Raw genomic sequence first — 25,247 nt, forward strand, 5'->3', positions numbered from 1 at the left:
CAAGCTATTTACATGCGCAGGGCAGCCATCAGACGGCTACCCTGCGCATGTAAAACCGTAGGACATTCTACTTTACATTTACAAGCACATTCTGCTCACTTAGGTTTGTACGCTTATCAGTCGCGCTGATTTTTAATGTATAAGCACCGGGCGCAACGCCTGTCATATTTAATGTAGTATCAACAACCACTACGTTCTTATCAGACAATTTCTTAAAACTCACTACTGCTTTATCAGAATTCTGGCTGGTAAGTACAAAGTTGATCTCGTTGAACTTGTCCTTATCAACTGCAGTGACATTTACACGAAGTCCGCTTGTAGCAGTAACTGCCTGGTTGTTGCTTGGGTTGTTGACCGTTAGGCTTGGGTTAGAGCCATCAGGCTGCATGCTCCCATCTTCAAATAAATCCTCACATGCCGTTAACATACAAACGGCTACCATAGAGGCCAGCATTGCTTTGATTTTCATGATGTAATTTGGCTAAAGTTGTTCTCCTAGTGGTTACAGAAACAAGAGGAATTGTACTTAATATCGTACACACTCAACTATACTTTGTAACCAACCCATACAAAAATACAAACAACAGGCAATCTTACAAATATAACCTCCTAAATAAATTCAATTTCAATAAACCCCTTACATACACAACATATCGTATAAAAAACTTAACTACCAACCAAATACAAGGTCAACACATTTCAAACACACGCTTCACACCTATAAATCAATATAAAATAATTACAAATCCTATTAATCTAAAATTACACAACATTACAAATCACAATACAAAAATGGTTTAGTTCAAGTTTTATGATGCATTTGGATTAATCTTGTTATACTTACCTAAAGTCTTTCATTTAGTAGAGTATAACATATCTAGTTGAGTACCGTAAAAAAACACGTTGCCGGTATAAAGTCGGTAACAAACGTTCTTATCACATTTTCTAATTAAACTGAATTAAACCTATGAGAAGCTATGAGAATTCGGGCTACAACCCGTATAATGACAATGACAGATCACAATCCAGAGGATCATCCAGGAATTATTACTCTAATGAATATGATTTATCAGATCAGCGCCGGGGAGGTTACGGCAGTTCCAGCGCCAGCGGTTACGGTAACCGCAACACAGGAATGGGGTCAGGCATGGATGCTTATTCAGGCTCAGGTTATGGCAATACGCCTAGCTACGGTCGCACATCAGGTTCAGATTACAGCTCCTCATCTTCAAACTATGGCCAGGGTCGCGACAGAAGCCGTGACACGTGGGACAGATCGAAAGACGAAGTAAAATCCTGGTTTGGGGATGATGACGCTGAGCGCCGCAGAAGAAGAGATGATATGCGAGACAGAGACCGCTACAGCAACCAAAGCAACTCAGGCTATGGTTCATCTTACGGCTCATCCAATAACCGTGGGACTTCATCCAATTACGGATCCTCAGATTACGATAGAAACCGCCCATATAATTCAGGCTCTAGCAACTATGGCAGCGGATCCAGCTACAGTGGCTCTTATGGCAATGGTACTTACGGCACTGGCTATACTACAAGCAACTACGGTACAGACTACAGCCAGCGCTCCGACAGAGACAGCATGGGCTATAACAGACATAACAATTACAACAGCAGCAGTAATTACGGCAATAGCGGCTATGGTTCATCCAGCAACCGCCATACTTTATCCGACAGAGAAAGACATGATCGCGACTTCTGGGATCGTGCGGGAGATGAAGTAAGATCCTGGTTTGGGGATGAAGAAGCCGAGCGCCGCAGAAGAATGGATGAAAGGCAAGAGAGAGATCATGACCGCAGCAATTATGGGAGTTCATCTAATTACGGAAACACCTATAGCGGACCTCCCTACTCTTACGGATCATCTTCGAAGAGAGATTACGAATGGTAGAGCACAACGTGCATAGTTGCTTTTTAGCACTGGCAAGTTAGGCCACCATAGAATAGTGGATGAACTCCACAGAAAACCCTGTTGTAAGCACAGCAGGGTTTTTTATTTGGCTATGTAGTATAAACGTGAAAAGCCCCTAGTATAGGAACCAGGGGCTTTTCACGTTTATACTTGCAGTTGTTTCTGCTTACTTATTCTCTGTGATATTATAGATGTGGCTATGCTTATCAAACGTTGAAAGCTCAACGTTCAGGTTACGCAGGAAGCCTTCTTTCAGGTCATACACTAAACCGTGCAGCTTTGGCGGGTTTTCAGAAAGCATTGCATTCTGAATGATAGAAGTTTTGGCAAGGTTATGAACCTGCTCTACCACGTTAAGCTCTACCAAACGGCGCAGTCTTGCTTCTTCTTCAGAAATGCTTTTGATTTCCTCCTCGTGCAGGCGTATTACATCTTTAATGTTGCGCAGCCAGTTATCAATCAACCCAAACTGCTTGTTGCTTGCTGCAGCAGCCACACCGCCACAGCCGTAATGGCCACATACAATAATATCCTTCACCTTAAGCACCTCTACAGCATACTGCAGAACAGATAACAGGTTCATGTCGGTATGCACTACCATGTTAGCGATGTTACGGTGCACAAACATCTCACCAGGTTCAGTACCGGTTATCGCGTTTGCTGGCACGCGGCTGTCTGAGCAACCGATGTATAGATACTGTGGCGACTGCCCCTCAGCTAACTTAGCGAAGTATTCACTATCCTGGGCAAGCTTACCAGATACCCACTTTTTATTGTTTTCAAAAATTTTTTCCATGTATACAGATATTCAGTGTATTAAATACTATTACCTAAATCATACTAGTGCAGGTCCATTATTGCTACATCTCCAATGTTCAGCAGCTCAACCTGGATGTTGCGCTCGTGCGCTGTTTTCTTAAACTCCTGTATGGCCTCCAGTACATCATAATCGATAAACGCAGAGTTCTCCCCGTCGATGATTACATGGCTGTTTTTTGGGAGGTGATCCAGGGTAAGCACAATGCTTGCCTTATTCAGAAACGACACGTGCTCGCTAAGTTTGATGCGGATAATCTCACGGTCGCGATGCTCTTCTTTATGGAAGAAGTATGGCGATTTGTAATTGGCTTTCAGGATAAAGAACACACCCACAGCCAGACCCACACAGATACCTATTAACAGGTCAGTGAATAGGATAGCCAGAATGGTAACAATAAACGGTACAAACTGCTCCATTCCAAGCTTCATCTGCGTTTTGTACAGCGCAGGTCTAGTGAGTTTGAAACCTACCACCAATAGTACGGCAGCCAAAGCAGACAATGGTATCAGGTTAAGATAATCAGCCAAAAATACTACTGATAACAATAATAGCAAACCATGTATAAAGGCTGACATTTTAGACTCAGCCCCGGAAGCCACATTGGCAGAACCTCGCACAATTACTGCTGTCATTGGTAAGCCACCAATCATACCGGCTGTGATATTACCAACACCCTGCGCCAGCAACTCACGGTTTGTGGGCGTGCGGCGCTTGTGGCGGTCCAATTTATCAATTGCCTCTACGCTAAGCAGCGTTTCGAGGCTAGCTACAATGGCAATGGTAAACGCCACTATGTAAAGCTGCGGATTGGCTAATTGAGAAAAGTTTGGGAAGCGGAGTTCGTTTCCTAGTTCTGAGATTGAGCCAACCACCGGTAGGCTAACCAAGTGCTGCGAACCAACAACTAACTCTGGGAAAGATGCCTTGAAAACCTCATTTAAAACAATGGAAAGCAATACCACGATGAGGGCGCCCGGCACAAATTTGAAGAACTTATACTTTTTTAGTGCAGCAGAATCCCATGTAATAAGTATAACCAGCGAAATTACGCCGATGATTAAGGCGCCCATGTTTATAGCCGTGAACGCGTGGAACAGTTCTGAGAACGTGGTGCGCCCATCAGGCTGGAAAAACTGCATGTCGCCGAAGAAGTCCTCATCAGCACCCAGGAAGTGCGGAATCTGCTTCAGGATGAGTATAAGTCCGATGGCAGCCAGCATGCCCTTGATCACCGATGATGGGAAGTATAAACCGATCACGCCTGCCTTTAACAAGCCAAGGCCAACCTGCAGTACACCCGCTATTACAACAGCCATCAAAAACGCTTCATAGGTTTGCAACGTTTCCAGGCCGTTTAGTACAATAACTGTAAGGCCGGCGGCAGGCCCGCTTACGCTAAGCTGCGAACCACTGAGCCACGATACGATCACACCGCCTACAATACCTGTAATAATACCGGCAAACAACGGCGCTCCTGATGCCAGGGCAATACCCAGACACAGTGGCAAGGCCACTAAAAACACAACCAGCCCTGACGGGAAGTCTTTTCCTAAAGTGGACAGGTAATTTTTACTATCTTCTCTTTCTGTCATTCTAATAAAGTTTCAGTTAATTGACTCTCCCTACGGCTGGTTTGTATATACGGGACACAACATGGAGGGCAAGGGCTACACCTTGCATCTACAAATGTAGCTTTGCAAGATTAAGACTGAATTAAAACGATATTAAAATGAGATTAAAGCTTAGGGTAAGTCGGGATGGTGGCGTAAGCCTGCCGCAACATAATGGTTACTTCTGTACCCTTGCTTATTTCGGAGTACACGCTTATACTGCCTTTATGCAGTTTAAGAATACGCTCTGTCAGTGGCAGACCTATGCCATGCCCTGTAATATTGCGCACATTTTCGGCCCTGAAAAAAGGTACAAAAACGTGTTTTAAATCTTCCTCCGAGATGCCCAGGCCCCTATCCTGCACACGTAACAGCACTTCATGGTCCTGCACCTCTATCTGCCCAATGGCAACTTGTCCGTTCGGCGAGAACTTAATTGCGTTTTCCAGCACGTTTACCACGGCTATCAGCAGCAATGCCTCGTTTCCGCGCACTACTAACCTATCCTCGTCTTCCGGAAAGTTAGCAAAATCAATGTCGATGCGGGCGTTTGGCTGGCGCTTTAGGGTTTGCTCACGGGCCATCCACACCAACTCGTCGAAGCGCAGGTAGTTTAACTTTATTTTGGCCGGATCTATACTTGCCTGGGCTATTTGCAGCAACCCATTGGAAAGCTCAGTCAGCAGGCGTGCATCTTCCAGGGTGCTTTGCAGTACACGCTGATACTCGTCTGTTTCGCGGGGCTTCATCAGGGCTACCTCTAACTCGCCGATCATGGCAGTGAGCGGCGTGCGCAGCTCATGCGAGGCATTAGACACAAACGTGCTCTGCATTTCAAAGGCCAACTCCAGGCGATCCAGCATCTTATTGAAGGTTTGGGCTAGGTTAGATACTTCGTCTTTACCTTGGGCATTGCTCAGGCGCAGGTGCAGGTCATTGGCACTGATTTTCTCCACCTCGCTCACTACTTTTGTAAAAGGCCGCATCGCCTGTTTGGCAAACACCCATCCGGCCACTAAGACCACAGCCATAGACCCCAGAAACCCAACGATAAGTATGATTTTAAGGTGCTGCAATTTACGCAAACTGTAGGCATCCACGCTGGAGGAGAACACCACAAACTCGCCTTGGTTATCCTGCAAGTAAATCCCGACCACTTGCCTTACGCCTTGCTCATACTCCAGTGAGCCTCTCTCGATAACCTGTTTAAGGCGAGTGGAACTGTTGCCAATATCACCTTTGCCTTTCGAGAAAATCAATTCTCCGTTTGTTCGGTAAATCCGGATGGCCTCATGAGGGAGCTCATGGTAAAAATTGATCAGGTTCTGCTGGCGCACCTTTTCAGAAACCTCATCGGCATCCAGTATATGCCTTGCAGCTACCTGCGCACGCGTGAAGATCCGCTTGTAAAAGTCATCCTGCCGATAAAGCGACGTAAAATAGTATACCACCAGCGAAAAGAGCACCAGGATCACTGTCATGATGCCGGCAAATTGCAGCGTAAGCTTGGAGCGGATTGTCATGCGTTGTCCTGTTCTTTAAGCACGTAGCCCATGCCCACCAAAGTATGTATCAACTTGGAAGTGTGCGCCTTATCAATTTTTTTACGAAGAAAGTTGATGTACACATCAATCACATTACTGCCTGTATCGAAAGAGGTTTCCCATACTTGCTCTGTTATGTCTACCCTAGACACCACACGGCCCTGGTTGCGCAGCAGGTAATAAAGCAGGGCAAACTCACGGGCTGTAAGGCTTACGGGCTTGCCACCACGGGTGACACTTTTTTTGGCTACGTCCATCTCCAGGTCAGCAATGCTCAACTTTTCGCCGGAACCGCCCTCTGTAGTGCGCCGCGACAGTGCCCGAATGCGGGCCAACAGCTCCTTAAACTCAAAAGGCTTGGTAAGGTAGTCGTCGGCGCCGGCATCCAGGCCAATAATCTTATCGTCGGTGGTGCCGAGTGCGGTTAGCATAAGTATAGATACCGTGCTGTTGTGCCGCCTGATTTCCCGGCAAACATCCAGGCCATTCATATTCGGAAGTATGATATCCAGAATAATAAGGTCATACTCATTCTGAAGCGCCAGTTTTACGCCAAAAGTGCCGTCGTAGGCCTGATCTACCTCATAGGTTTGCTCCTCCAGTCCTTTTTTAATGAACGAGGCTACCTTGGGCTCATCTTCGATCAGCAGTATTTTCATGGGCTAGGAGGATATTGTACCTTTACAAATAAGTTTAGTGAAGCTGTTGCATACAAAAGTACAACCTAAGCGCTAAACAGCAACACCATCCTGTTATTCGAGCAGTTATCTAATTGTACGCTTTACCGTTTCTTAAGACTATGGCACACGCACACCACGACCACAGCGGACATGGGCACCACCATCACCATGGTGCCGGCACCAATATTAAAGTAGCTTTCTTCCTCAACCTGTCCTTTACCATACTTGAAATTGTAGGCGGCCTCTGGATAAACAGTGTAGCCATACTTTCGGATGCCCTGCACGATTTAGGCGACTCGCTCTCGCTGGGCTTGGCGTGGTATTTCGAGAAGCTTTCGGGTCGGGGGCGCAACCAGAAATTCACGTTCGGTTACAAGCGTTTCTCCCTCCTGGGCGCCGTTATCAACTCTGTTATACTTTTGGTTGGCTCCTTTTTTATACTTGCTGAGGCCATACCCCGCATCTGGGACCCGCAGGAAGTTAATGCACCAGGTATGGTGGCCTTTGCCGTGCTTGGTATTGTGGTAAATGGGGCCGCTGTGCTGCGCCTAAAGTCCGGCCAATCATTGAACGAGCGGGTGGTGCGGCTGCATTTGCTAGAAGATGTACTTGGCTGGGTGGCTGTGCTTATAGGTGGTATTATACTTTACTTTTTTGATCTGCCCTGGATAGATCCGCTCCTGTCTGTCGGGATAACTATTTATGTGCTGTATAACGTAATCCGTAACCTTCTTGAAACCATGACAATCCTGCTGCAGGCATCGCCGGTGCACATAAAACCTGAAGACGTTACCGCTAAACTGGAAGACATCGACAATATTAAATCGGTTCATGACCTGCACATCTGGACGCTGGACGGAACTTACAACGTATTATCGATGCACGCGGTGGTAAACGGCGACCTGCGCGTGCAGGAGACCGAGGCGCTCAAAAAAAGGGTACGCACCGTAATGTCCGACATGGACATACAGCACGTAACCATGGAACTCGAAAGCCCAAACGAGGCATGCAGCCATCAGGGCCAGATTTGATAAGTAATTCGGGTTAGTTTTGATTCAGATGCACAGCTTCGCGGATCAGGTCGCCGAAGTATTCTTCGTCGATGTCCTCTAGCGAGCGGATTTTAACATGCAGGTGCTGCCCGTTACGGCTTACCAGGCGGCGGTGCGGGTCAGATAGCTCTTTGCCTCGGAAGAAGCCAAAGTGGATGCCGCTGCGGGAAGAAGCAAAGTAGCATACGGGGCCATAGAAAAAATAGCAGGCGCAATCCCAGCGGACGCATTCTTCGAGGTGGGCAACGGAGGAGTTGATGATTCTGCGGATCTCCTGTGCCAGCAACTGCTTCTCAGGAGATAATCTTTCGACGTACTCGTCTACTTGGTTTGTTGTTGTTCTGCTTCTCATATATAGGTTTGGCTCGGTGTCAGAAGTAAACTCTGTAACACTTAAATATACTAGAATTCTAATATACGAGCAAACAATCCGAGTGGTTGTTTTTAATGTCGAAAAAACACTATATTTTGATTAATCAATGCAAATACTGCTTCAGGGTGAGTAGTTTATACCAGTTGCAGCAGGCGCTCTTCCAATTCGTCGAGGTCCACGTAGCCTGCAGCAATCCGCTTTGGCCCGTCAGGGGTTTTAAGGAACATGCTGGGGTAGGTGGTCGCGCCTATTCTCTCGGCATAGGCAAACTCTTCCTCTAATTGCCGGGTAATCTCCTCGGATTCGTACAATGTTAGGAAGAGGTTTTCGGGTATGCCAAACATACGCACCAAGCGTATTAACACCTCTGGGTCTTTCAGGTCTTGGTTATCCACAAAGAAGGCTGAATGCATGGCGCGCAATACCTCCAGCGTTAGCACCGGGCGCAGCAGCCGCACGCAAAGCATGGCGCGGCAGGCCGGTTCCGTATCAAAAATATAGCTTCTCTGGATAAAGAAACGATAATCGAAGGGTAACAATGTTCGCTCCTGCACGCGGTGCCAACTTAGGGCTACCTGCTCCTTCTGCTCGTGGTGCATGGGCTCCGTGGCATGCGCCTGGAAATCTCCGAACAAAACATGAACCGCTATGCGCCCATGCCACAAGGCTCGTAGCCTGCGCACTACTGGCGTAAAACCATAGCACCAGGCACACATAGGGTTGGTTACGTAGAGCAGAGAGATATTTTCAGGAGCGTTTCCCATGCGTTAAAAGTATGCTTATGTGTACCGCCTTCAGCCGTGTTTGGTTAAGCGAATGCTCTCTTTTATCAGGTTGAATAACTATAGCGCGCGCACGGCATACTAGGCGTAAATCATCTTGACAGTCATGCCGCCATCTATGGTCAGGCTTTGGCCGGTAATAAAGCCCGCTTTATCGGAGCACAGAAACAAGGCCGCCTCAGCGATATCCTGCGGTACACCGACCCTGCCAACCGGGTGCTGCGCCTTGTCTTCCTCGGAGTGATGCGGCTCATAACGCTTCTGCTTCTTCTCCCACTCCCCTACTTCTATCCAGCCAGGCGCAATGGCGTTTACCCGCACGCGCGCCTGGGTAAGGCTCACGGCCAAGGCATGGGTGAGCGCCTCCAGGCCGCCCTTGGAGGCAGAATAAGCAAAGGTGTTGGGCTCCGACATGAAGGCCCGCGTGCTGGAGATATTAAGTATGGATGGGTGTTCAGCTTTTTGTAGAAGCGGCAATGCATACTTGGCACAAAGCAGCGGCCCACGCAGATTCACGGATAGCACCTTATCAAAAGCACTTACTTCCATCTCTTGTAAGTCGCCCATAAACGGGTCCGCGATTCCGGCATTATTCACCAACGCATCCAGGTGCCCATACTTGCTTTGCAGCTGCTGCATCAACTGCTTTACCTCATCTTCCTGACTTACGTCGCAAGGTATAAACAGAACCTCCAGGTGTTGCTTGCGCAGGCGCTCTAAGGCTTCTGTTCCGGCCTCCTTGTCATTATCAGTTATAATTACACTGGCTCCGGCCTGGGCAAACCGTTCGGCCATGCCAAGACCGATGCCTTGTGCGCCGCCGGTGATAAGCACACTTTTGTTAGTATAGTATGAATCAGACATAAGATTAAGCTTAAACATTGTAAATAAAAATGCTTGAACAGTAAAAGCAAACCCGCCGCCCATCAGGTAAAACCTGAGAGAGCGGCGGGCCTGACTTAAATCTTATACTTAGCGTTTTTCCAGTTGGCGCTTTAGTTTTTCTTCTACGTTTTTCAGGAGCTCGTACCAGTTATCGCCTTCGTCCTGGGCAAATACATCGTTACCGGGTATGCCTACGCGCATGTGCACGCTTTTTTGATTGGTAGCATGGCTGGCTTCCTCCTTAAAGTATACATCCACGGAATCTATCTTTTTCATGTGGCGCCTGATCTTGTTGATGGTGTCGCGCACACTCTGCTGTATCGAATCCGAAATATCTATATCTACGGCCTGTATGTCCAGCTTAATGCCTTCGTAATTTTCTGTATAGTTCATAGTTTTTGCGTGTAGCTGTTTATAAATCCGGGCTTACTGTTGCCTTGCGGCACTATCCCTGCATTAATTTCTGTATTATAACGTAAGGCTGTAGCTTTAGTTAAGAGGCGCTACGGCTATGGTTTAAACTTACCTTTCCTGGCTTCCGATAAATATCTGGCTACTAAAGGCATACAGATTATACTGAAAAAGACTGATGCCTGCCGCTAAAAAAATCGGAAAATTATATCCTTGTGCTTTGTGCTATCGTATTTATCTTTAACTTTGAAACTCAAAGTACTTTACACATGAACCAGCAGCACGAGCACCTAGCCGACCTTCGGGAGATCCGCAACATCATGGACCGTTCTTCGCGTTTCATTTCGCTAAGCGGGCTTTCCGGCATTTTTGCGGGCCTGTTCGCGATGGCCGGTGCTGCGCTTGTAAAGTGGTACCTGAGCCAACACAACATCGTTTACCGCTCAGATTACAGTGTAAACCTCAACTGGGATGTGATCACTTTTCTTGTGTCCGTGGCCCTGGTTGTACTTGTACTGGCTCTTGGGTCGGCTGTATTTTTTACAAGCCGGCAGGCTCAGAGGGTAAACCAGAAAATATGGGACAGTAAGTCGCAGCGCCTGGTGCTGAACCTGGCCATACCGCTGGCAGTGGGCGGCGTGTTTTGCGGGCTGCTGCTTTACCACGGTGTTATATACCTGGTTGCGCCATCCATGCTTATATTCTATGGCCTGGGCCTGATAAACGGAAGCAAGTACACGTTAAGCGACATCCGTTACTTGGGTATCTGTGAGATTATACTTGGCCTGCTGGCTAGCTTTTTTATAGGGTATGGCTTACTGGCCTGGACCATCGGCTTTGGGGTGCTGCATATTATTTATGGCACGCTGATGTATTTCAAGTACGAAAGGAAGTAGCCGGTGAAAGACTATCTTGATAATATAAACAAGGCTTTTGAGAGCAGAGCCCGGCTTGGTATTATGTCGGTGTTGATGGTGGAGGAAAAGGTGGACTTTAACACCCTGAAAGAAAACCTGCAGTTAACGGATGGAAACCTGGCCAGCCACCTACGTGCTCTGGAGGAAGCCCAGTACATTCAGGTAGAAAAGCAGTTTGTAGGCCGCAAACCTAAAACCACTTACCAGGCTACCGAATCTGGCAAAACCGCATTTCATGAGCACCTAAACGCTTTGGAGCAGCTAATTTTAAACAACCGCAAAGACGAATAATTTTTTGTTCTCCCACTTTGAAAAGCAAAGTACTTTAAAAAATACCAAATATTTGGATAAGCAGAATAAAATTAATCATCATATCAATAACCATTTAAAACACCATAGTTATGATCACTCAAAACAAAAGACTTATCAGCATCTTATCTATTGCAGCACTTGTTTTGCTTGCCCCTTTTGTGGCTATGCAGTTTACAGAAGCTGTTGATTGGAGCGCTGCAGATTTTGCAATAGCTGGCTTATTACTATTTAGCACCGGCTTTCTGTGTGAGCTTGTCATGCGCAAAGTAACCAACTGGAACTACCGCATCGGGTTTATTGCAGTTATACTTTTCGCCCTCTTCGTTATCTGGGCTGAACTGGCAGTTGGCATATTCGGGACGCCATTTGCTGGGAGCTGAACCAGGCCGTTTCAAAATGCGGCTGTCCTTACGCCCGTTACTGGGCAGACAAAACCTGTTAATGTTAGGCTACATAGGCAGTTAAATTTTTAGCCATTTACTTTGAAATACAAAGCTCTTTGATCGAAACACATGAAGGTTTACCAATCCATTTCCATAAAGGACATTTGCATCCTGGTGGCAGTAATTGCTTATAGTTTCTTGTTTTACCAGCAGCGGGCAGGGCTTAACTTTCTCCTGTTCGCCATACTTATAGTAGGGTTGCTCTATAGCCAAACGCAAACGGACCAACGAAAACAGCCAAGCTGGTACGTTACTGCCGCAGCCGGCATACTTACGGGCATAAGCATTGTTGTAACAGGCTCTGAGTTAGCCATAGCCTTAAACATAGCTTCTGTGCTTTTGCTAGCTGCCTTTAGCGTTACGCCGCGTTCGTCAATTTTTGTAGCTGCTGCCAATGCCCTTTATTCCTGTGCGTCTGCTTTTATAAGCTTCAGCATCAAAACCTATAACAGCAAAGAGCAAAAAGGAGGCGGGCTTATACTTGCGGGTGTGCAGCGGCAGCACATTTTCATGATCGGGGTTCCGGTTGCAGTTACTACCGTGTTTCTGGTCATTTATGCCAGCGCCAGCAGTGCCTTCAGTTATGTGTTGAGCCAGTTTGAGATAAGCTTCATTTCAATAGAATGGCTAGTGTTTACTATGATAGGCTTCGTGCTTTTATTTGGAATATTTCATCAAAAATTGATTCCTATCATCACCGAAACAGATCTTGCCGCTGGCAATACGCTAACAAGAACAAGAGTTACCCGAAAAAGGGGATTCAAGCTTCCTGAGCTAAGGTATGAATATAAAACAAGCGTATTGCTACTGGTGCTTTTAAACCTGCTGTTGCTGTTTTTCATACTTTCGGATGCGTATTACCTAACTATCGGAACGCTACCAGCATCTGTTGCCTATTCAGATTTTTTGCATCAGGGTGTGTATGGGCTTATTTTCTCAATATTGCTCGCGATGGCTGTGTTGCTCTTTGTTTTCAGGGGAAACCTTAATTTTATTTCCAACAGTAAAACATTAAAGCTGCTGGCTTATACCTGGCTGGCGCTAAACGTGGTTCTGGTGCTGCTCACAGTAAGCAAGAACAGCATGTATGTGCTGCACTTTGGTTTAACCTACAAGCGTATCGGGGTTTATACTTATCTTTTATTAACAGCAGTCGGGCTGGGCCTGAGCTTTATTAAAATAGCTCAAGTTAAAAACAACTGGTTTCTGTTTCGGAAAAATGCCTGGTCGGTTTACGTGGTGCTGCTTCTGCTTTCTACTTATAACTGGGATAAGGCTATCACCTACTTCAACATTCATGTAGCCCGCACGACCGATTATCAATATCTCAGCCGCCTGTCGGATATAAGCCTGCCGGAATTGTTACAAGCTTCCGATAACGAAAAAGGCTTGTTTAGTGAAGTAAAACAGCAGCATTTACAATTTCGAAAGCTTTACTTCTTAGAGCGCGTATCCAAGCAAAACTGGCAGTCCTGGAGCTACAGCGATTGGCGCCTGAAGCAAAGGCTAGAGGGTTTGGAGTAGTCGTTATTTAATAAAATCAAACTGAATATTCACCTTCTGTTGCCCCAACCCTCTCCTGCCACTTTTTCGTTTAATACCACAAGTATAACCTTAATAGTTGAAGGCCTATGAACACCCTACCTATCAACTGGCTTACCGAAGGGCTTCTGGATTTTGAGTATAAGAAGTACCTGCTGCTGGCTTACCTGCAGGCCGCCAAAAATGAATTTGGCAAGCAGCGCCTCTACCCCGTTTTCTCGGACCTAATCATGCATTACCGCAACCTGAAACAGGTGCAGGAGCACAAGCAGTTGGTGTATGAGTCTTTCCCGCAGCGTATTAGCCGCGCCGACTTTCAGAAGCTGGAGCTGGTGTATGAGAAAATTGTGCAGGACGATGAAACCATGGAGCAGATCGAGGAGATTATACAGTACGCCACGCCGCTCTTTACTGAAGCGCTGGCAGAAGGGAAAGAGCTTTACGATTTTGTGGAGCGCCACCTCGAAATAAGCCCTGTGGGCATCACCCCCATTTATCACAACGAAGGCTACCTGTTTCTGGAGAGCCTGCCGGGCAAGGAAACGCAGGTGTATACGTATAACATAACTGTTTTTGAGAATACCTACGAGAAGTACCGAGGCATCAATACGCAGCACCTCGAAACTGTTCGCCGCGGCCTCACGCTGACGCACGAGCACCTGAAAGCACAATTGGTAAAGCAACGGAAGGAGCTCCCCAACCCGGCCACTTTTGCCGTAGTGGCCAAAGTGCCTATGCCCCTGGAGCAGTCTTTGCTGCCTATTGCCAAGCGCTCGCTGGTAAAGTATGTAACGCACCTGGCAGCCTGAAACAGTAATCCATAAAGTGTAAAGGCACGCAGGTAACCGCTTGTAGTTGCGTGCATGCCTTCATGCTATACTTCTGTTTGATTGGCTGCTGCACAATATTTTACACAAAACATTTATACATCACGTAAAAAGCTGTAGCTTTGCGACCAGTGTCACCAATAGGCGTTATGCCTGAATAGATTTATAAAGAAGAGGCGAGAGATTAGGCTCTATGACCCTCTGGCAACCTCCGGTATGGTAAGGTGCCAATTCCTAACCTGGCTCGGCTAGGGCATATAAATTGATAAAACAATGCAAACCTACAACCTTATATCAGCAACTAATACAGCAGGCCGTGGTTTCGCTACCGCCCTTGCTACTTTATCTTCAGCATCTGCCCACCAAAAGCAGAATTGTTGTTGCTGTTGTTGTATGTGCTAACCTGGCACTTTCCCCAAATTATCTTCCGGTTGTCTTATTGTCTGTGTACAGCTTTGGTTGTACTGAAACAAAGCCATGCCTGCCCTTTTTAAGCATCCAATTGTTTTAAAAGAAGTAGCTCCCAACCGGAAACTTAAAATCAAAGCTTAGTTTTCAAAAGGATTAATTCTAATTCATGGATCTATCACAAGAACTGCTGGCACAGCTCGATAGCCTGCGGGCTACCCTTACTGGTTTGTCGCCGGCGGATGGGCTGCAGCGGCTAACAGAGGTATTCGATGGGCCTAAGGCCTTCTCAACCAGCCTGGGCATCGAAGACCAACTCATTACACATCACATTTTTGAGCAAAACCTGCCTATTCGTGTTTTCACGCTGGATACCGGGCGTCTGTTCAACGAGACCTATACCCTGCTTCATAAAACCAACACGCATTACGGCAAGCGCATACAAGTATACTTCCCGCAGCATGAAGCTGTAGAACAACTGGTAAACGAGAAAGGCCCGATGAGCTTCTACAACTCCATCGACGACCGCAAGCAGTGTTGTTTCATCCGTAAGGTGGAGCCGCTAAACCGCGCTTTGAAAGGTGTGCAGCTTTGGGTAACCGGCATCCGTGCCGACCAGTCGGGTGCCCGCCAGGATTTGCAGCTGCTGGAGTGGGACGAGGCGCACCAGCTCATCAAGTATAACCCCTTGCTGGATTATACTTTGGAGCAGGTGAAAGACGAGGTAAAAGCGCTTAATATCCCGTACAACCCGCTGCACGACAAAGGGTTTGTAAGCATTGGTTGCGCCCCATGCACACGCGCCATCGCCGAGGGCGAAGACTTCAGAGCCGGCCGCTGGTGGTGGGAAGACAATTCCAAAAAAGAGTGCGGACTGCACGCACGGTAAGTTAAAAAGTTAGAGAGTTAGAAAGTTGTGAAGGTTGAGTTAGAGAGGTAAAGAGGGCTTGGTTTCTGATCCATACTTACTCTGTCACCTATTCACTCAATCGCACAATCACTCATTCAAAATTATGACAAAGAGATATCTGGATTACCTCGACCAGTTGGAGGCGGAAGCCATCCATATTATGCGCGAGGTGGCGGGGCAGTTTGAGAAGCCGGCCCTGCTCTTTTCGGGCGGCAAAGATTCCATTACGCTGGTTCGCCTGGCTGAGAAAGCCTTTAGGCCCGGCAAGTTTCCGTTTCCGCTGGTGCACATCGATACGGGCCATAACTTTCCGGAGGCCATCCGCTACCGCGACGAACTGGCCGAGCGCCTCGGCGAAAAGCTGATCGTGCGCCATGTAGAGGACACCATCAAACGCAAAAACCTGTCGGAGCCGAAGGGCCGCTACGCCAGCCGCAACGCGCTGCAAACGCATACGTTGCTGGAAACGATTGAGGAGTTTGGCTTTGATGCCTGCATTGGCGGCGCCCGCCGCGACGAAGAAAAGGCTCGCGCCAAAGAGCGCATCTTCTCGGTAAGAGATGAGTTTGGGCAGTGGGACCCGAAACGCCAGCGCCCCGAACTTTGGAACATCTATAATGGCCGCATCACGAAAGGCGAGAACGTGCGCGCTTTCCCGATCTCGAACTGGACCGAGCTGGACGTGTGGAACTACATTAAGCGAGAGGAAATTGCGCTGCCAAACATCTACTACACCCACGAGCGCGAGTGCCTTGTGCGCGACGGCAAACTGATGGCCTGGTCTGATTTTATTTACCAGGAGCCCGACGATGAGGTGGTAACCAAGCAGGTACGTTTCCGCACCGTCGGCGACATGACTTGCACGGCTGCCGTAGAGTCGATCGCTTTCGATATTGATGGCGTGATCGCCGAGATTCTGGAGTCAAAGATCAGTGAGCGTGGCGCAACCCGCATCGACGATAAACTGTCGGAAACAGCAATGGAAGACCGCAAGAAAGGAGGATACTTTTAATGGATATATTACGATTTATAACCGCCGGCAGCGTAGACGACGGCAAGAGCACGCTTATTGGCAGGCTCCTATACGATACCAAGCAGATCTTTGCGGACCAACTGGAAGCCATTGAAAGCTCCGGCCGCGTCAACGAAGATGGCCAGGTAGACCTCTCGTTGCTAACCGACGGCCTGAAAGCCGAGCGCGAGCAAGGCATCACCATCGATGTGGCCTATAAGTACTTCTCCACCGAGAAGCGCAAGTTTATCATCGCCGATGCGCCCGGCCACATACAGTATACCCGCAACATGGTAACAGGTGCGTCTAACTCCAACCTGTCTATTATACTTGTGGATGCCCGCAAGGGCGTGCAGGAGCAGACACGTCGCCACTCCATCATATCCTCGCTGCTAGGCATTCCGCACCTAGTTATCTGCATCAACAAAATGGATTTGGTTGGTTACGATGAACAGGTATACAACCAGATTGTAGAAGACTACAAGCAGTTTGCTACCAAGCTAAATGCCAAGGACGTGACCTTTATACCTGTAAGCGCCCTGAAAGGCGACAACATTGTAGAAGGCTCTCTGCTAACAATGCCATGGTATTCCGGCCCAAGCCTGTTGGAGCACCTGGAGCAAGTGCCCGTGTCTCAGGATTTCAACTTGGATGATGCGCGTTTTCCGGTGCAATACGTTATCCGCCCGCTTACCGCTGAGCACCACGACTACCGTGGCTATGCCGGTAAAGTGATCAGCGGCACCTACAAAGCCGGCGACCAGGTAACGGTGCAGCCATCCGGACAGACAACCACCATCAAATCGGTGGAACTGGGCGGTAAGGTTTTGGAAGAAGCGTTCGCGCCAATGTCGGTGGTGCTGCAGTTGCAGGACGAAGTGGATATCAGCCGTGGCGACGTGATCGTGAAGGCCGCCGATGGCCTGGAGGTTGCGCAGGAGTTTGAGGCCGAAGTATGCTGGATGCACAACAAAGCCCTGAAGCCAGGTGCTAAACTATTGCTGCGCCACAACTCCACTGAAACACGCTGCGTGGTACGAAGCATCGATTACAAGATTGATATCAATACCCTCGACCACCTGGAAGACGTGGATCAGATTCAGCTGAACGACATTTGCCGGGTGCAGATTAAAACAGCCGCCCCACTCCTGCTGGACAAGTATGCCGATAACCGCTCGAACGGTGGGTTTATACTTATGGATGAAACCTCTTTCGCGACCGTTGGCGCAGGCATGGTTGCTGAGATTGAGTTTTAAATAAACAGACCATACATAAAAAAGCCGCTGCAAGTATAACCTGCAGCGGCTTTTCTGTTTTCCTGCTTCCGGCTTTCAACCTGGAGCAGGAACCAGTATTACGCTACCAACTCAAAAGTATAGTCGATCGTGGCGGTTTTGTAGAGGATCATGGCTACGGAGCAGTACTTGTCCATAGAGAGCTGTATGGCTTGCTGCACTTTTTGTTCTTCCAGCGGCCCGCCAAGTATAAAATGTATATGGATTGCCTTGAACAGCGAAGGCACCTCTCCCGGCACCCGCTCCGCTTTCACATTGATCTTAAACGAGTCGATCTGCTGGCGCTTCTTCTTGAGAATCTGAATGATGTCGATAGCACTGCATCCGCCCAAGCCCATCAGGAGCATTTCCATGGGGCGTGCGCCGGCGTTATGCCCACCAATCTCCGGTGAGCCATCTATGTTAAGAACTACTCCTGAAGACCCTGTGGCCTCGAAATGAAAATCCTGGTCTACGCGTGTTAAATTAACTTCCATATTGATAGTTTGATTACCTATACCTGCAAACTACTGCCGCTTGTGCTGCCATGCAAGTATGAGTAATTGTTTTGCAAATTCTTGATCCATGATTATCCCGCCGCCTGTTTCTTTATTAAAGACCTACCGCAAGTTTCCAACTTGTGGTTTACAATAGGTTGAGTTTGTAACTCAACAGGTCCAGCGGCCCAAAGTATAACCGTTATCAAGCAAGCATGCCTTTCCAGTGCTTTAAATTTTCAGCACATATCATCACGCAGTGGTAAATGCAGCTCTGGGCATTGCAGTAATTTTCAACTGCCATATCTTAGGCTATACTTTGGTCAGACTAGATCAACCTATATAATTTCTTTTTCCTGCTTGCGCAGAACGCAAGTTGAAAACTTGCCTCATGGTAACCACGAGTTGAAAACTCGCGGTATGTGCACGACTTATGCGTGGAATACGATAACATACAAGCTCTTTGCTAGCCCAATGCCTGCTCCAGGTCAGCGATAATATCTTCGGCGCGTTCTAAGCCCACGGAAATGCGTACCAGGCCGGGCGTGATGCCGGTTGCTGCGCGCTCTTGTTCCGAGAGTTTAGAATGGGTGGTTGAGGCCGGGTGCGTGGCAATGGTGCGCGTGTCGCCGAGGTTGGCGCTGATGCTGATCATCTGCAGCTTATCGATAAAGGCTTTGGCAGCATCGTAGCCGCCTTTTACCTGCAGCGTAACAATGCCGCCTCCCATGCGCATCTGCTTTTTGGCCAGTTCATATTGCGGGAAATCCGGTAAAAACGGGTAATTCACTTTCTCCAGCGCCGGGTTTCCGGATAGCGCCTCTGCCACTTTCAGGGCATTTTCGCAATGCTTCTCTACACGTAGCTGCAGCGTTTCCAAACTCTTGGACAGCACCCAGGCATTAAACGGCGACATGGCTGGGCCAGTGTGGCGGGCAAAGTATCGCACTTCGGCTATCAGGTCTTTGCGGCCGACGGCAATGCCGCCCAACACGCGCCCCTGTCCATCGATATATTTGGTGGCCGAGTGCAGCACCAGGTCTGCACCAAAATCAGTAGGGTTCTGCAGCACAGGCGTGGCAAAGCAATTATCCACTACCAACAGCAGGTTGTGCTTGCGCTTCAGCTCGCCCAGCCATGCCAGGTCGATCAGTTCCAGCCCCGGATTCGAGGGCGTTTCAATAAGTATGAGTTTGGTGGCCGGCGTTATCAGACTTTCCCATTCTTCCGGCCTGGCGGCATCGGCATACGTATGGCTGATGCCCCACTTCGGGAAGATTTTCGTGAGCAGCTGGTGCGTAGACCCGAACAACGACCGCGCGGCCAGCACATGATCGCCGGACTGTAGCAGCGCGGCCAGGCTCCCGAAAATAGCGCCCATACCCGAGGCAAAAGCAAAGCCATCTTCGGCTTTCTCCAGGTGGCACATCTTCTGTAACAACTCGTCTACGTTTGGGTTGGCATAGCGCGAGTATACCTGGCCCTGCTCCTCTTCGGCAAACACGGCACGCGCCTGCTCCGCATCATCAAACACAAAACTGGATGTAAAGTACAAAGGCACCGAGTGCTCGCGGTAGTGCGAGCGTTGTGCCTGCAGGCGTATGGCTTCTGTGGAGTTATCGCTCATGTATCGTAATTTTTCCGGATCAGGATTCTCAGGATCAAAGTATAAACAGGATATTCAATATACTTTAAAATCACCGACCTCCCCTATTCCAAATTCTTAATTCGTAATTCTTAATTAAAACGGCAATGCCATCACGATCAGGCGCAGGCTGACGATGATAACGACGATGCCTACAATGATCATCATGGTTTTGACAGGCAGTTTGCGCGCCAGCCGGGCCCCGATGGGTGCCGAGATGGAGCCGCCAAGTATAAGCCCAAGTATAACCTGCCAGTGCGAAATACCGGCAAACGTAATGAAGGTGGCTGAGCTGGCAATAGACACGAAGAACTCCGCCAGGTTAACCGAGCCAATGGTATACATGGGGTTACGGCCCTTGGCAATCAGCGTGGAGGATACGATTGGTCCCCAGCCGCCACCGCCGATAGCATCGAGAAAACCGCCTGCCGTTGCCAGAAAGCCGAGCCGCTTCACGGGTTTCTTCTTTACCTTCTTGCGCAGCACTTTCCGAAGTATAAGTATGCCCAGCACCAAGGTATAGCCCGCCACGAGTGGTTTAATAACATATAGGTATTCCTCGAAACTAAACAGCAGGTAAGCCCCAAGTATGGCACCCAGCACGCCCGGTAGCACAATATTCTTGAAGAGCTTGTTGTTCACGTTCCCGAATTTCAGGTGCATCCAGCCTGACACGCCGGAGGTAAAGATCTCGGAGGCGTGCACGCTGGCGCTGGCAGCCACGGGGCTCACGCCCACGCTCAGCAGAAACGTAGTAGCACTTACGCCATAGGCCATGCCAAGTGCCCCATCAATCAGCTGCGCCACAAAACCGGCAAGTATAAACATCAGGATATCGGAGTCGACCTGGCCGGCCACATCCATGGCAACATTCCCGATAGTCTGAAAAGGAATATAGGTAAAGAGCAGGTGGCCCGTTACCATTAGCGCGATGGCCGAAAACACCGCAACAAGCACAGACGTGAGGTTAACGCGCGATTTCTTTTTAGGCGCTTCGCTTACCAAACCTTCGGTCAGCTCGTTCAGTTGCTTTACCTTGGCCGCAAAGTCGCCGTGCAGTTGCTCGCGTATCTTCCCCATTTTGCCCAGCACCTGGTCTATCTCCTCCGGGAAAGCCTCATGCAGCACCTCCTTCACGCGCTTGGCCACCGTAGGCGATTTGCCGTTGGTGGAAATACCCAGCTTCAGGCTGCCTTTCTGCACCACAGAACCCAGGTAAAAATCGCATTGCTGCGGCGTATCAGCTACGTTGGTGAGGATTTTTCTGGATTTGGCCAGGTCGCGGATGGCTTTGTTCAGCAGTTTATCATCCGTTGCCACCAGCACCAGGTCTTTTGCCTCCAGGTCATCCTCCTGAAACTCGCGCACCACCAGCTCTACCTGCGGGTGCTTTGCCGCCAGCGCCCAAATGTCCACGTGAATTTCAGGGGCGACCAGGCGTACCTTGGCTTTGGGGCTATTGGCAAGTATGGCCGCCAGCTTTTCCAGCCCCACGGCTCCGCCGCCCACCACCAGGGTTTGCAGTTCTTCAAGCTTCAGGAAAACGGGGAACAATGGATTGGCCTCGTCGGGTGTTTTAGCGGCAGGTATCGGGGGCAGTGTGTCGCCTCCTAGTGTGTTACTCATTTATACTTCTTTTTATACTTGCTCAGAAACCAGTTCCTGCTGCTGTTGCAGCGCCAGGGTATAGCGCAGGGCGGGATGGTAGTTTACCACTTCGCCGATCACGATAATGGCAGGTGCGCCAAGGCCCTTGCTGGCCACACGCGCCACTATGTTGTGCACGTTGCCCAAAGCTATCTTTTCGTCGGGCAGCGAGCCGTTCTGGATAACAGCCACCGGTGTGTCGGCTTTGCCGGCCGCGGTGAATATCTCTGAAATTTCCGCTAATTTACTCACTCCCATCAGAATAATCACGGTGGCGTTTGACTGGGCTGCCAAGGCCACGTCTGCCGAAATCTCTCCGGAGCTGGTTGTGCCAGTTATCACCCAAAAGCTTTCGTTAATGCCGCGCACCGTAAGAGGCACCTGCTGCAGTTCCGGCACTGCAATAGCGCTGGAAATACCCGGCACCACCTGTGTCTGGATGTTAAACGCGTCGGCATGTGCTAGTTCCTCGTAGCCGCGCCCGAACACAAACGAGTCGCCGCCCTTCAGGCGCACCACGTGGCCATAAGTAAAGGCAAAATCTACGATCAGGTTGTTAATTTCGTCCTGCCTGAGGTGGTGCGCCCCAGCACGCTTGCCCACAAAAATCTTAGGCACATCGGTGGGGGCATGCTTTAGCAGCTCCGGGTTCACCAGCGCATCATAGAGCACGGCATCCGCCTGCTGCAGCGCCTTCACTCCTTTCAGCGTAATCAGGTCTTCGGCGCCAGGTCCGGCTCCTACCAGTGTCAGTTTTGGTACTCTATACTTTGCTGCGCTCAATGCCTTGCTAGCCGCGCTTCCTATTTCTTTTCTTCTTGATGCCATTTTTTTTAAATTTTGAATGAGTGAATGTGTGATTGAGTGATTTCCTCATTCATTTATTCACTCAATCAGTGATTCAAAATTGAATTTTGTCTGTACCGGGTTGCGTCCTGAAGGAACAGTAGCGCCTGGGCCAGGTAGTCTTGTGCAAAAGCTTTGGAAGGCTCCTGCTTGTTTATTGCCAGCACGTTGCTCTTGAAGTCGGTTTCGAAAGTGAAAAGGCCTGTCTCTACAAAGTGCGTATCAAACTCCTGCAGGATGCTGTGCTGCGTGTTGGTGCTCACGTTTTTATCCAGCAGCAGCGCCTTGGCGGTGCTCACAAAAGCGGCATAGCCATAGTATAGCGCATCGGCAAAACGCTTCTCCTTGAAGGCTTCGCCGGCCCACTCCAGTTTTTCGTCGGCCTCATACAGCAGCGTAGCTACCAGGTCTATCATCACGCCGGCGCACTCGCCCACGCCAATCGCCGGCTGAAAACCGTCTTCGTGGCCCCAGTCAATAAAATCGTCTGGGGTTAAGGTGCTTAGGTCTGTGAGCGGCTTTAGCAGTTGGTAAAAGTAATCCTTGCCATTGCGGTCGTAGTAAGCGTTAAATCGCTCGGCTTCGTGCTTGTTTGCCAGGTAATCGTTCAGCACGTAGCGCAGCACCTCGGGGCCGCGCTTGCTCGGCACTTTCAGGAGTTTCTGCGCAATGCGCCCTTCGCCGTTCGCCACTGTTCCGCCGCCCAACAGCACCTGCAGCGCCGGCACCACGCTTTTCCCGCTTTTCAAGGAAGACCCATGGAAGCCTAAGTTAGCCATGCCATGCTGCCCGCAGGAGTTCATACAGCCGCTGATCTTTATTTTGATATCGGTGTTGAAGAGCATCTGCGGGTATTCGGAAACGATAACCTGCTCCAGCACTTTGGTGATGTTGGTACTGTTTGAGATGCCCAGGTTACAGGTATCGGTGCCGGGGCATGTCGTGATGTCGGCCAGGCTATTGTAGCCGGGTTCGGCAAGGCCAAGTGCATCCAGTGTTGCAAAGAAGTATGGCAGTGCCTCCTCTCGCACAAATTTCAGGAGTAAGTTCTGGCCTTGCGTTACGCGCAGTTCATCGGCGGCAAAGCCTTGCACCAGTGGTACCAGCGCACGCGCCGTATCGCTGCTGATGTCGCCGATCTGCACTTTTATGTACACGCCGAAGTAACCGTCCTGCTTTTGCCGGAACACGTTTGTTTTCAGCCACTTTTCATACTTGTCGGTGTCCTCGATCACGAAGTCCGGTATTTCGGTGGCAGGTGGCGGCGCAGGCGTGAAATCTATACTTTGATCCACCGGAAAGCTTTGTGCTTTAAGCGCTTTATACTCTTCGTTAACCAGGCGCAGCACTTCCTCCAGCCCAAGTTTGGCAATCAGGTATTTAAAACGGGCCTTGTTCCGGTTGTTTCGCTCGCCGTAACGGTCGAAAATGCGCAGCACGCCCTCAATGAAAGGAATTACCTGATCATCGGGCAGAAACTCAAAAGCAGTATGCGCCAGCGCCGGTTGTGCTCCCAAGCCGCCGCCAATCATCACTTTAAAGCCACGCGCGCCATCTTGAATTTTAGGTATAAAGCCCAAATCGTGCATGTAGGAAAGGGCCGTATCTGCGTCGCTGGACGAAAACGACATTTTAAACTTGCGGCCCATTTCCTGGCAAATCGGGTTGCGCAGAAAATAGCGAAAGGTGGCATCCGCGTACGGCGACACATCGAAAGGCTCGTTCGGGTCGATGCCCGCCTCGGGCGAGGCCGTTACGTTGCGCACGGTGTTTCCGCAGGCTTCGCGCAGTGTAATATCGTCCTGCTCCAGTTTGGCCCAAAGCTCGGGCGTGCGGTCTAGGCTCACGTAATGGATCTGGATGTCTTGGCGCGTGGTCAGGTGGAGGTTACCCGTGGAGTACTCGTCGGAGATGGCGGCGATGCGCAGCAACTGCTGGGTGCTTAGCTTGCCAAAGGGCAGTTTGATGCGCACCATCTGCACGCCCAACTGCCGCTGGCCGTAAACGCCGCGCGCCAGGCGCAGGCTCTTGAATTTATCTTCCTGAAGCTTACCTTCGCGGTAGAGCCGGATCTTCTTTTCCAGCTCGATGATATCCTTTTCAACAAGTGGGTTTTCTAGTTCTGTTCTGAAACTTTGCATGGTAAAGTATGGCTTGGTAAGCCGCCGAAGCAGCTCCTGTTCTGAAAAAATGAATGGCCTTACCCACGTTCTAAATTGTGGGTGTGCGTTAGTGGCCGAGAAGTATGGGAGAAACCCTAAAGGGCGCACATAGCCTCTGCTGGCTGGCAACAACAGCAACAATAACAGTGCACAGGCATGCAGCAGACAGGAGCCGCAGCATTCACAAAGACGGCGGTATCAGAAAAACGAAAGTATGAAAATGTAGCTGTACGCATACCAAATTACTGTGCGCCAAGGCCATAGAAGCAAGTATAAGGCTGCATGCTATGGCAATCGGCACGAAATAAAAACCAGGTAAAGTTGGCCAGAAACTGCGGCAGGCACAGCTCAGGAAATTATGGCCAATAAATGATGGGGCTTTCTCTTAGCAGAGACAACAGCAACAGCAACAACACATCGCTTGAGTAGCGATGGCAGGAATGGAAGCAACTGCGTTTAAAGATGTGGCGCTTCCGGGTGCGAATGTAAAGTGTGTCGTGCTCATGGATTTTCTATTTATATTTTCCCTTAGTTGGGCAGGATGTGGCACCTTTCCGAAACGGATGGTTGCCAGAGGGTCAGGGAGCCTGTTCTCTCGCCTCTTCGTCTATAAATCTCTTGCGTTAGCAATCGTATTCAGGGCAAATGTAGCAAACAATTTTCTAAAGAAGCAATACAATACTCTTTTTTGAGTTAACGCTTCGTCAAGAAAAGTACGCGC

General features: G+C 49.2%; 24 protein-coding genes and 2 riboswitches. Of the genes, 10 read left to right on the forward strand and 14 right to left on the reverse strand.

Features of this window, described 5'->3' with window-relative positions:
• Positions 1-67 precede the first annotated feature (67 nt).
• On the reverse strand, positions 68-469 hold the full coding sequence (locus tag D1627_RS16090) for a hypothetical protein (RefSeq protein WP_119433295.1): 402 nt from the start codon (positions 467-469) through the stop codon (positions 68-70).
• Between the two features lie 498 nt (positions 470-967).
• Here D1627_RS16090 and D1627_RS16095 point away from each other — a divergent pair, with 498 nt between their 5' ends.
• Positions 968-1,906 (forward strand): SWFGD domain-containing protein, encoded by a 939-nt coding sequence (locus D1627_RS16095; RefSeq protein WP_119433296.1) that lies wholly within the window; start codon positions 968-970, stop codon positions 1,904-1,906.
• Positions 1,907-2,093: 187 nt separating this feature from the next.
• On the opposite strand, the gene D1627_RS16100 is transcribed toward D1627_RS16095, so the two are convergent.
• The 4 genes from D1627_RS16100 to D1627_RS16115 form a co-directional block, all read right to left on the reverse strand.
• Positions 2,094-2,723, reverse strand: coding sequence for a carbonic anhydrase (locus D1627_RS16100; protein ID WP_199688449.1), 630 nt, complete (start codon positions 2,721-2,723; stop codon positions 2,094-2,096).
• A 44-nt stretch (positions 2,724-2,767) separates the two neighbouring features.
• Entirely contained in the window at positions 2,768-4,339 is a 1,572-nt protein-coding gene (locus D1627_RS16105) for a SulP family inorganic anion transporter (protein WP_119433298.1), read from the reverse strand.
• Between the two features lie 143 nt (positions 4,340-4,482).
• Complete coding sequence (locus D1627_RS16110) at positions 4,483-5,880, reverse strand: HAMP domain-containing sensor histidine kinase (protein WP_119433299.1); 1,398 nt, start codon at positions 5,878-5,880, stop codon at positions 4,483-4,485.
• Positions 5,877-6,560, reverse strand: coding sequence for a response regulator transcription factor (locus tag D1627_RS16115; RefSeq protein WP_119433300.1), 684 nt, complete (start codon positions 6,558-6,560; stop codon positions 5,877-5,879). Before D1627_RS16115 ends, D1627_RS16110 begins: the two co-directional genes overlap by 4 nt.
• 140 nt (positions 6,561-6,700) lie before the next feature.
• Between D1627_RS16115 and D1627_RS16120 the strand changes: the two genes are divergently transcribed.
• A complete protein-coding gene (locus D1627_RS16120; RefSeq protein ID WP_119433301.1) occupies positions 6,701-7,612 on the forward strand; it encodes a cation diffusion facilitator family transporter in 912 nt (303 codons plus the stop codon).
• A 13-nt stretch (positions 7,613-7,625) separates the two neighbouring features.
• Here the strand turns inward: D1627_RS16120 and D1627_RS16125 are convergent, their stop codons facing one another.
• From D1627_RS16125 to hpf, 4 genes are all read right to left on the reverse strand, one after another.
• Positions 7,626-7,985: a DUF1801 domain-containing protein gene (locus tag D1627_RS16125; protein WP_119433302.1), complete on the reverse strand. Its 360-nt coding sequence runs from the start codon at positions 7,983-7,985 to the stop codon at positions 7,626-7,628.
• Between the two features lie 155 nt (positions 7,986-8,140).
• A complete protein-coding gene (locus tag D1627_RS16130) occupies positions 8,141-8,770 on the reverse strand; it encodes a DsbA family protein (RefSeq protein ID WP_119433303.1) in 630 nt (209 codons plus the stop codon).
• Positions 8,771-8,869: 99 nt separating this feature from the next.
• Positions 8,870-9,652, reverse strand: coding sequence for an SDR family NAD(P)-dependent oxidoreductase (locus D1627_RS16135; RefSeq protein ID WP_119433355.1), 783 nt, complete (start codon positions 9,650-9,652; stop codon positions 8,870-8,872).
• 108 nt (positions 9,653-9,760) lie between these two features.
• Entirely contained in the window at positions 9,761-10,066 is a 306-nt protein-coding gene (gene hpf, locus D1627_RS16140) for a ribosome hibernation-promoting factor, HPF/YfiA family (RefSeq protein ID WP_119433304.1), read from the reverse strand.
• 287 nt (positions 10,067-10,353) lie between these two features.
• Between hpf and D1627_RS16145 the strand changes: the two genes are divergently transcribed.
• From D1627_RS16145 to D1627_RS16180, 8 genes are all read left to right on the forward strand, one after another.
• Positions 10,354-10,980, forward strand: a complete 627-nt coding sequence (locus tag D1627_RS16145) for a hypothetical protein (protein ID WP_119433305.1) — start codon at positions 10,354-10,356, stop codon at positions 10,978-10,980.
• 3 nt (positions 10,981-10,983) lie between these two features.
• Complete coding sequence (locus D1627_RS16150; protein ID WP_119433306.1) at positions 10,984-11,292, forward strand: winged helix-turn-helix domain-containing protein; 309 nt, start codon at positions 10,984-10,986, stop codon at positions 11,290-11,292.
• A gap of 110 nt (positions 11,293-11,402) precedes the next feature.
• Complete coding sequence (locus D1627_RS16155; protein ID WP_119433307.1) at positions 11,403-11,693, forward strand: hypothetical protein; 291 nt, start codon at positions 11,403-11,405, stop codon at positions 11,691-11,693.
• Between the two features lie 132 nt (positions 11,694-11,825).
• Positions 11,826-13,280 carry a DUF4153 domain-containing protein gene (locus D1627_RS16160; RefSeq protein WP_119433308.1) on the forward strand — a complete coding sequence of 485 codons (1,455 nt, stop codon included), beginning with the start codon at positions 11,826-11,828 and terminating at the stop codon, positions 13,278-13,280.
• A gap of 107 nt (positions 13,281-13,387) precedes the next feature.
• Positions 13,388-14,107 carry a hypothetical protein gene (locus tag D1627_RS16165; protein WP_119433309.1) on the forward strand — a complete coding sequence of 240 codons (720 nt, stop codon included), beginning with the start codon at positions 13,388-13,390 and terminating at the stop codon, positions 14,105-14,107.
• A 178-nt stretch (positions 14,108-14,285) separates the two neighbouring features.
• A riboswitch (SAM riboswitch) is annotated at positions 14,286-14,389 on the forward strand.
• 313 nt (positions 14,390-14,702) lie between these two features.
• The gene (locus D1627_RS16170; RefSeq protein WP_119433310.1) at positions 14,703-15,422 is read left to right on the forward strand and encodes a phosphoadenylyl-sulfate reductase; all 720 of its coding nucleotides are present in this window, start codon (positions 14,703-14,705) and stop codon (positions 15,420-15,422) included.
• A 124-nt stretch (positions 15,423-15,546) separates the two neighbouring features.
• Positions 15,547-16,455, forward strand: a complete 909-nt coding sequence (cysD, locus tag D1627_RS16175; RefSeq protein ID WP_119433311.1) for a sulfate adenylyltransferase subunit CysD — start codon at positions 15,547-15,549, stop codon at positions 16,453-16,455.
• Positions 16,455-17,711 (forward strand): sulfate adenylyltransferase subunit 1, encoded by a 1,257-nt coding sequence (locus tag D1627_RS16180; RefSeq protein WP_119433312.1) that lies wholly within the window; start codon positions 16,455-16,457, stop codon positions 17,709-17,711. Before cysD ends, D1627_RS16180 begins: the two co-directional genes overlap by 1 nt.
• Positions 17,712-17,809: 98 nt before the next feature.
• Here D1627_RS16180 and D1627_RS16185 read toward each other — a convergent pair whose 3' ends face one another.
• The 5 genes from D1627_RS16185 to D1627_RS16205 all read right to left on the reverse strand — a co-directional run bounded on the left by D1627_RS16185 (position 17,810) and on the right by D1627_RS16205 (position 24,505).
• Positions 17,810-18,226 (reverse strand): OsmC family protein, encoded by a 417-nt coding sequence (locus tag D1627_RS16185; RefSeq protein ID WP_119433313.1) that lies wholly within the window; start codon positions 18,224-18,226, stop codon positions 17,810-17,812.
• Between the two features lie 466 nt (positions 18,227-18,692).
• Positions 18,693-19,853, reverse strand: a complete 1,161-nt coding sequence (locus D1627_RS16190) for a trans-sulfuration enzyme family protein (protein WP_119433314.1) — start codon at positions 19,851-19,853, stop codon at positions 18,693-18,695.
• A gap of 114 nt (positions 19,854-19,967) precedes the next feature.
• Positions 19,968-21,497, reverse strand: a complete 1,530-nt coding sequence (locus D1627_RS18655; protein ID WP_119433315.1) for a TSUP family transporter — start codon at positions 21,495-21,497, stop codon at positions 19,968-19,970.
• A 12-nt stretch (positions 21,498-21,509) separates the two neighbouring features.
• Entirely contained in the window at positions 21,510-22,346 is an 837-nt protein-coding gene (gene cobA / locus D1627_RS16200; protein WP_119433316.1) for a uroporphyrinogen-III C-methyltransferase, read from the reverse strand.
• A gap of 65 nt (positions 22,347-22,411) precedes the next feature.
• Positions 22,412-24,505, reverse strand: a complete 2,094-nt coding sequence (locus D1627_RS16205; RefSeq protein WP_119433317.1) for a HEPN domain-containing protein — start codon at positions 24,503-24,505, stop codon at positions 22,412-22,414.
• Positions 24,506-25,039: 534 nt separating this feature from the next.
• Positions 25,040-25,142: riboswitch (SAM riboswitch) on the reverse strand.
• Positions 25,143-25,247: the final 105 nt, after the last annotated feature.

Origin of the sequence: Pontibacter oryzae (assembly GCF_003576375.1) — a bacterium.
In the GTDB taxonomy this organism is placed as follows: domain Bacteria; phylum Bacteroidota; class Bacteroidia; order Cytophagales; family Hymenobacteraceae; genus Pontibacter; species Pontibacter oryzae.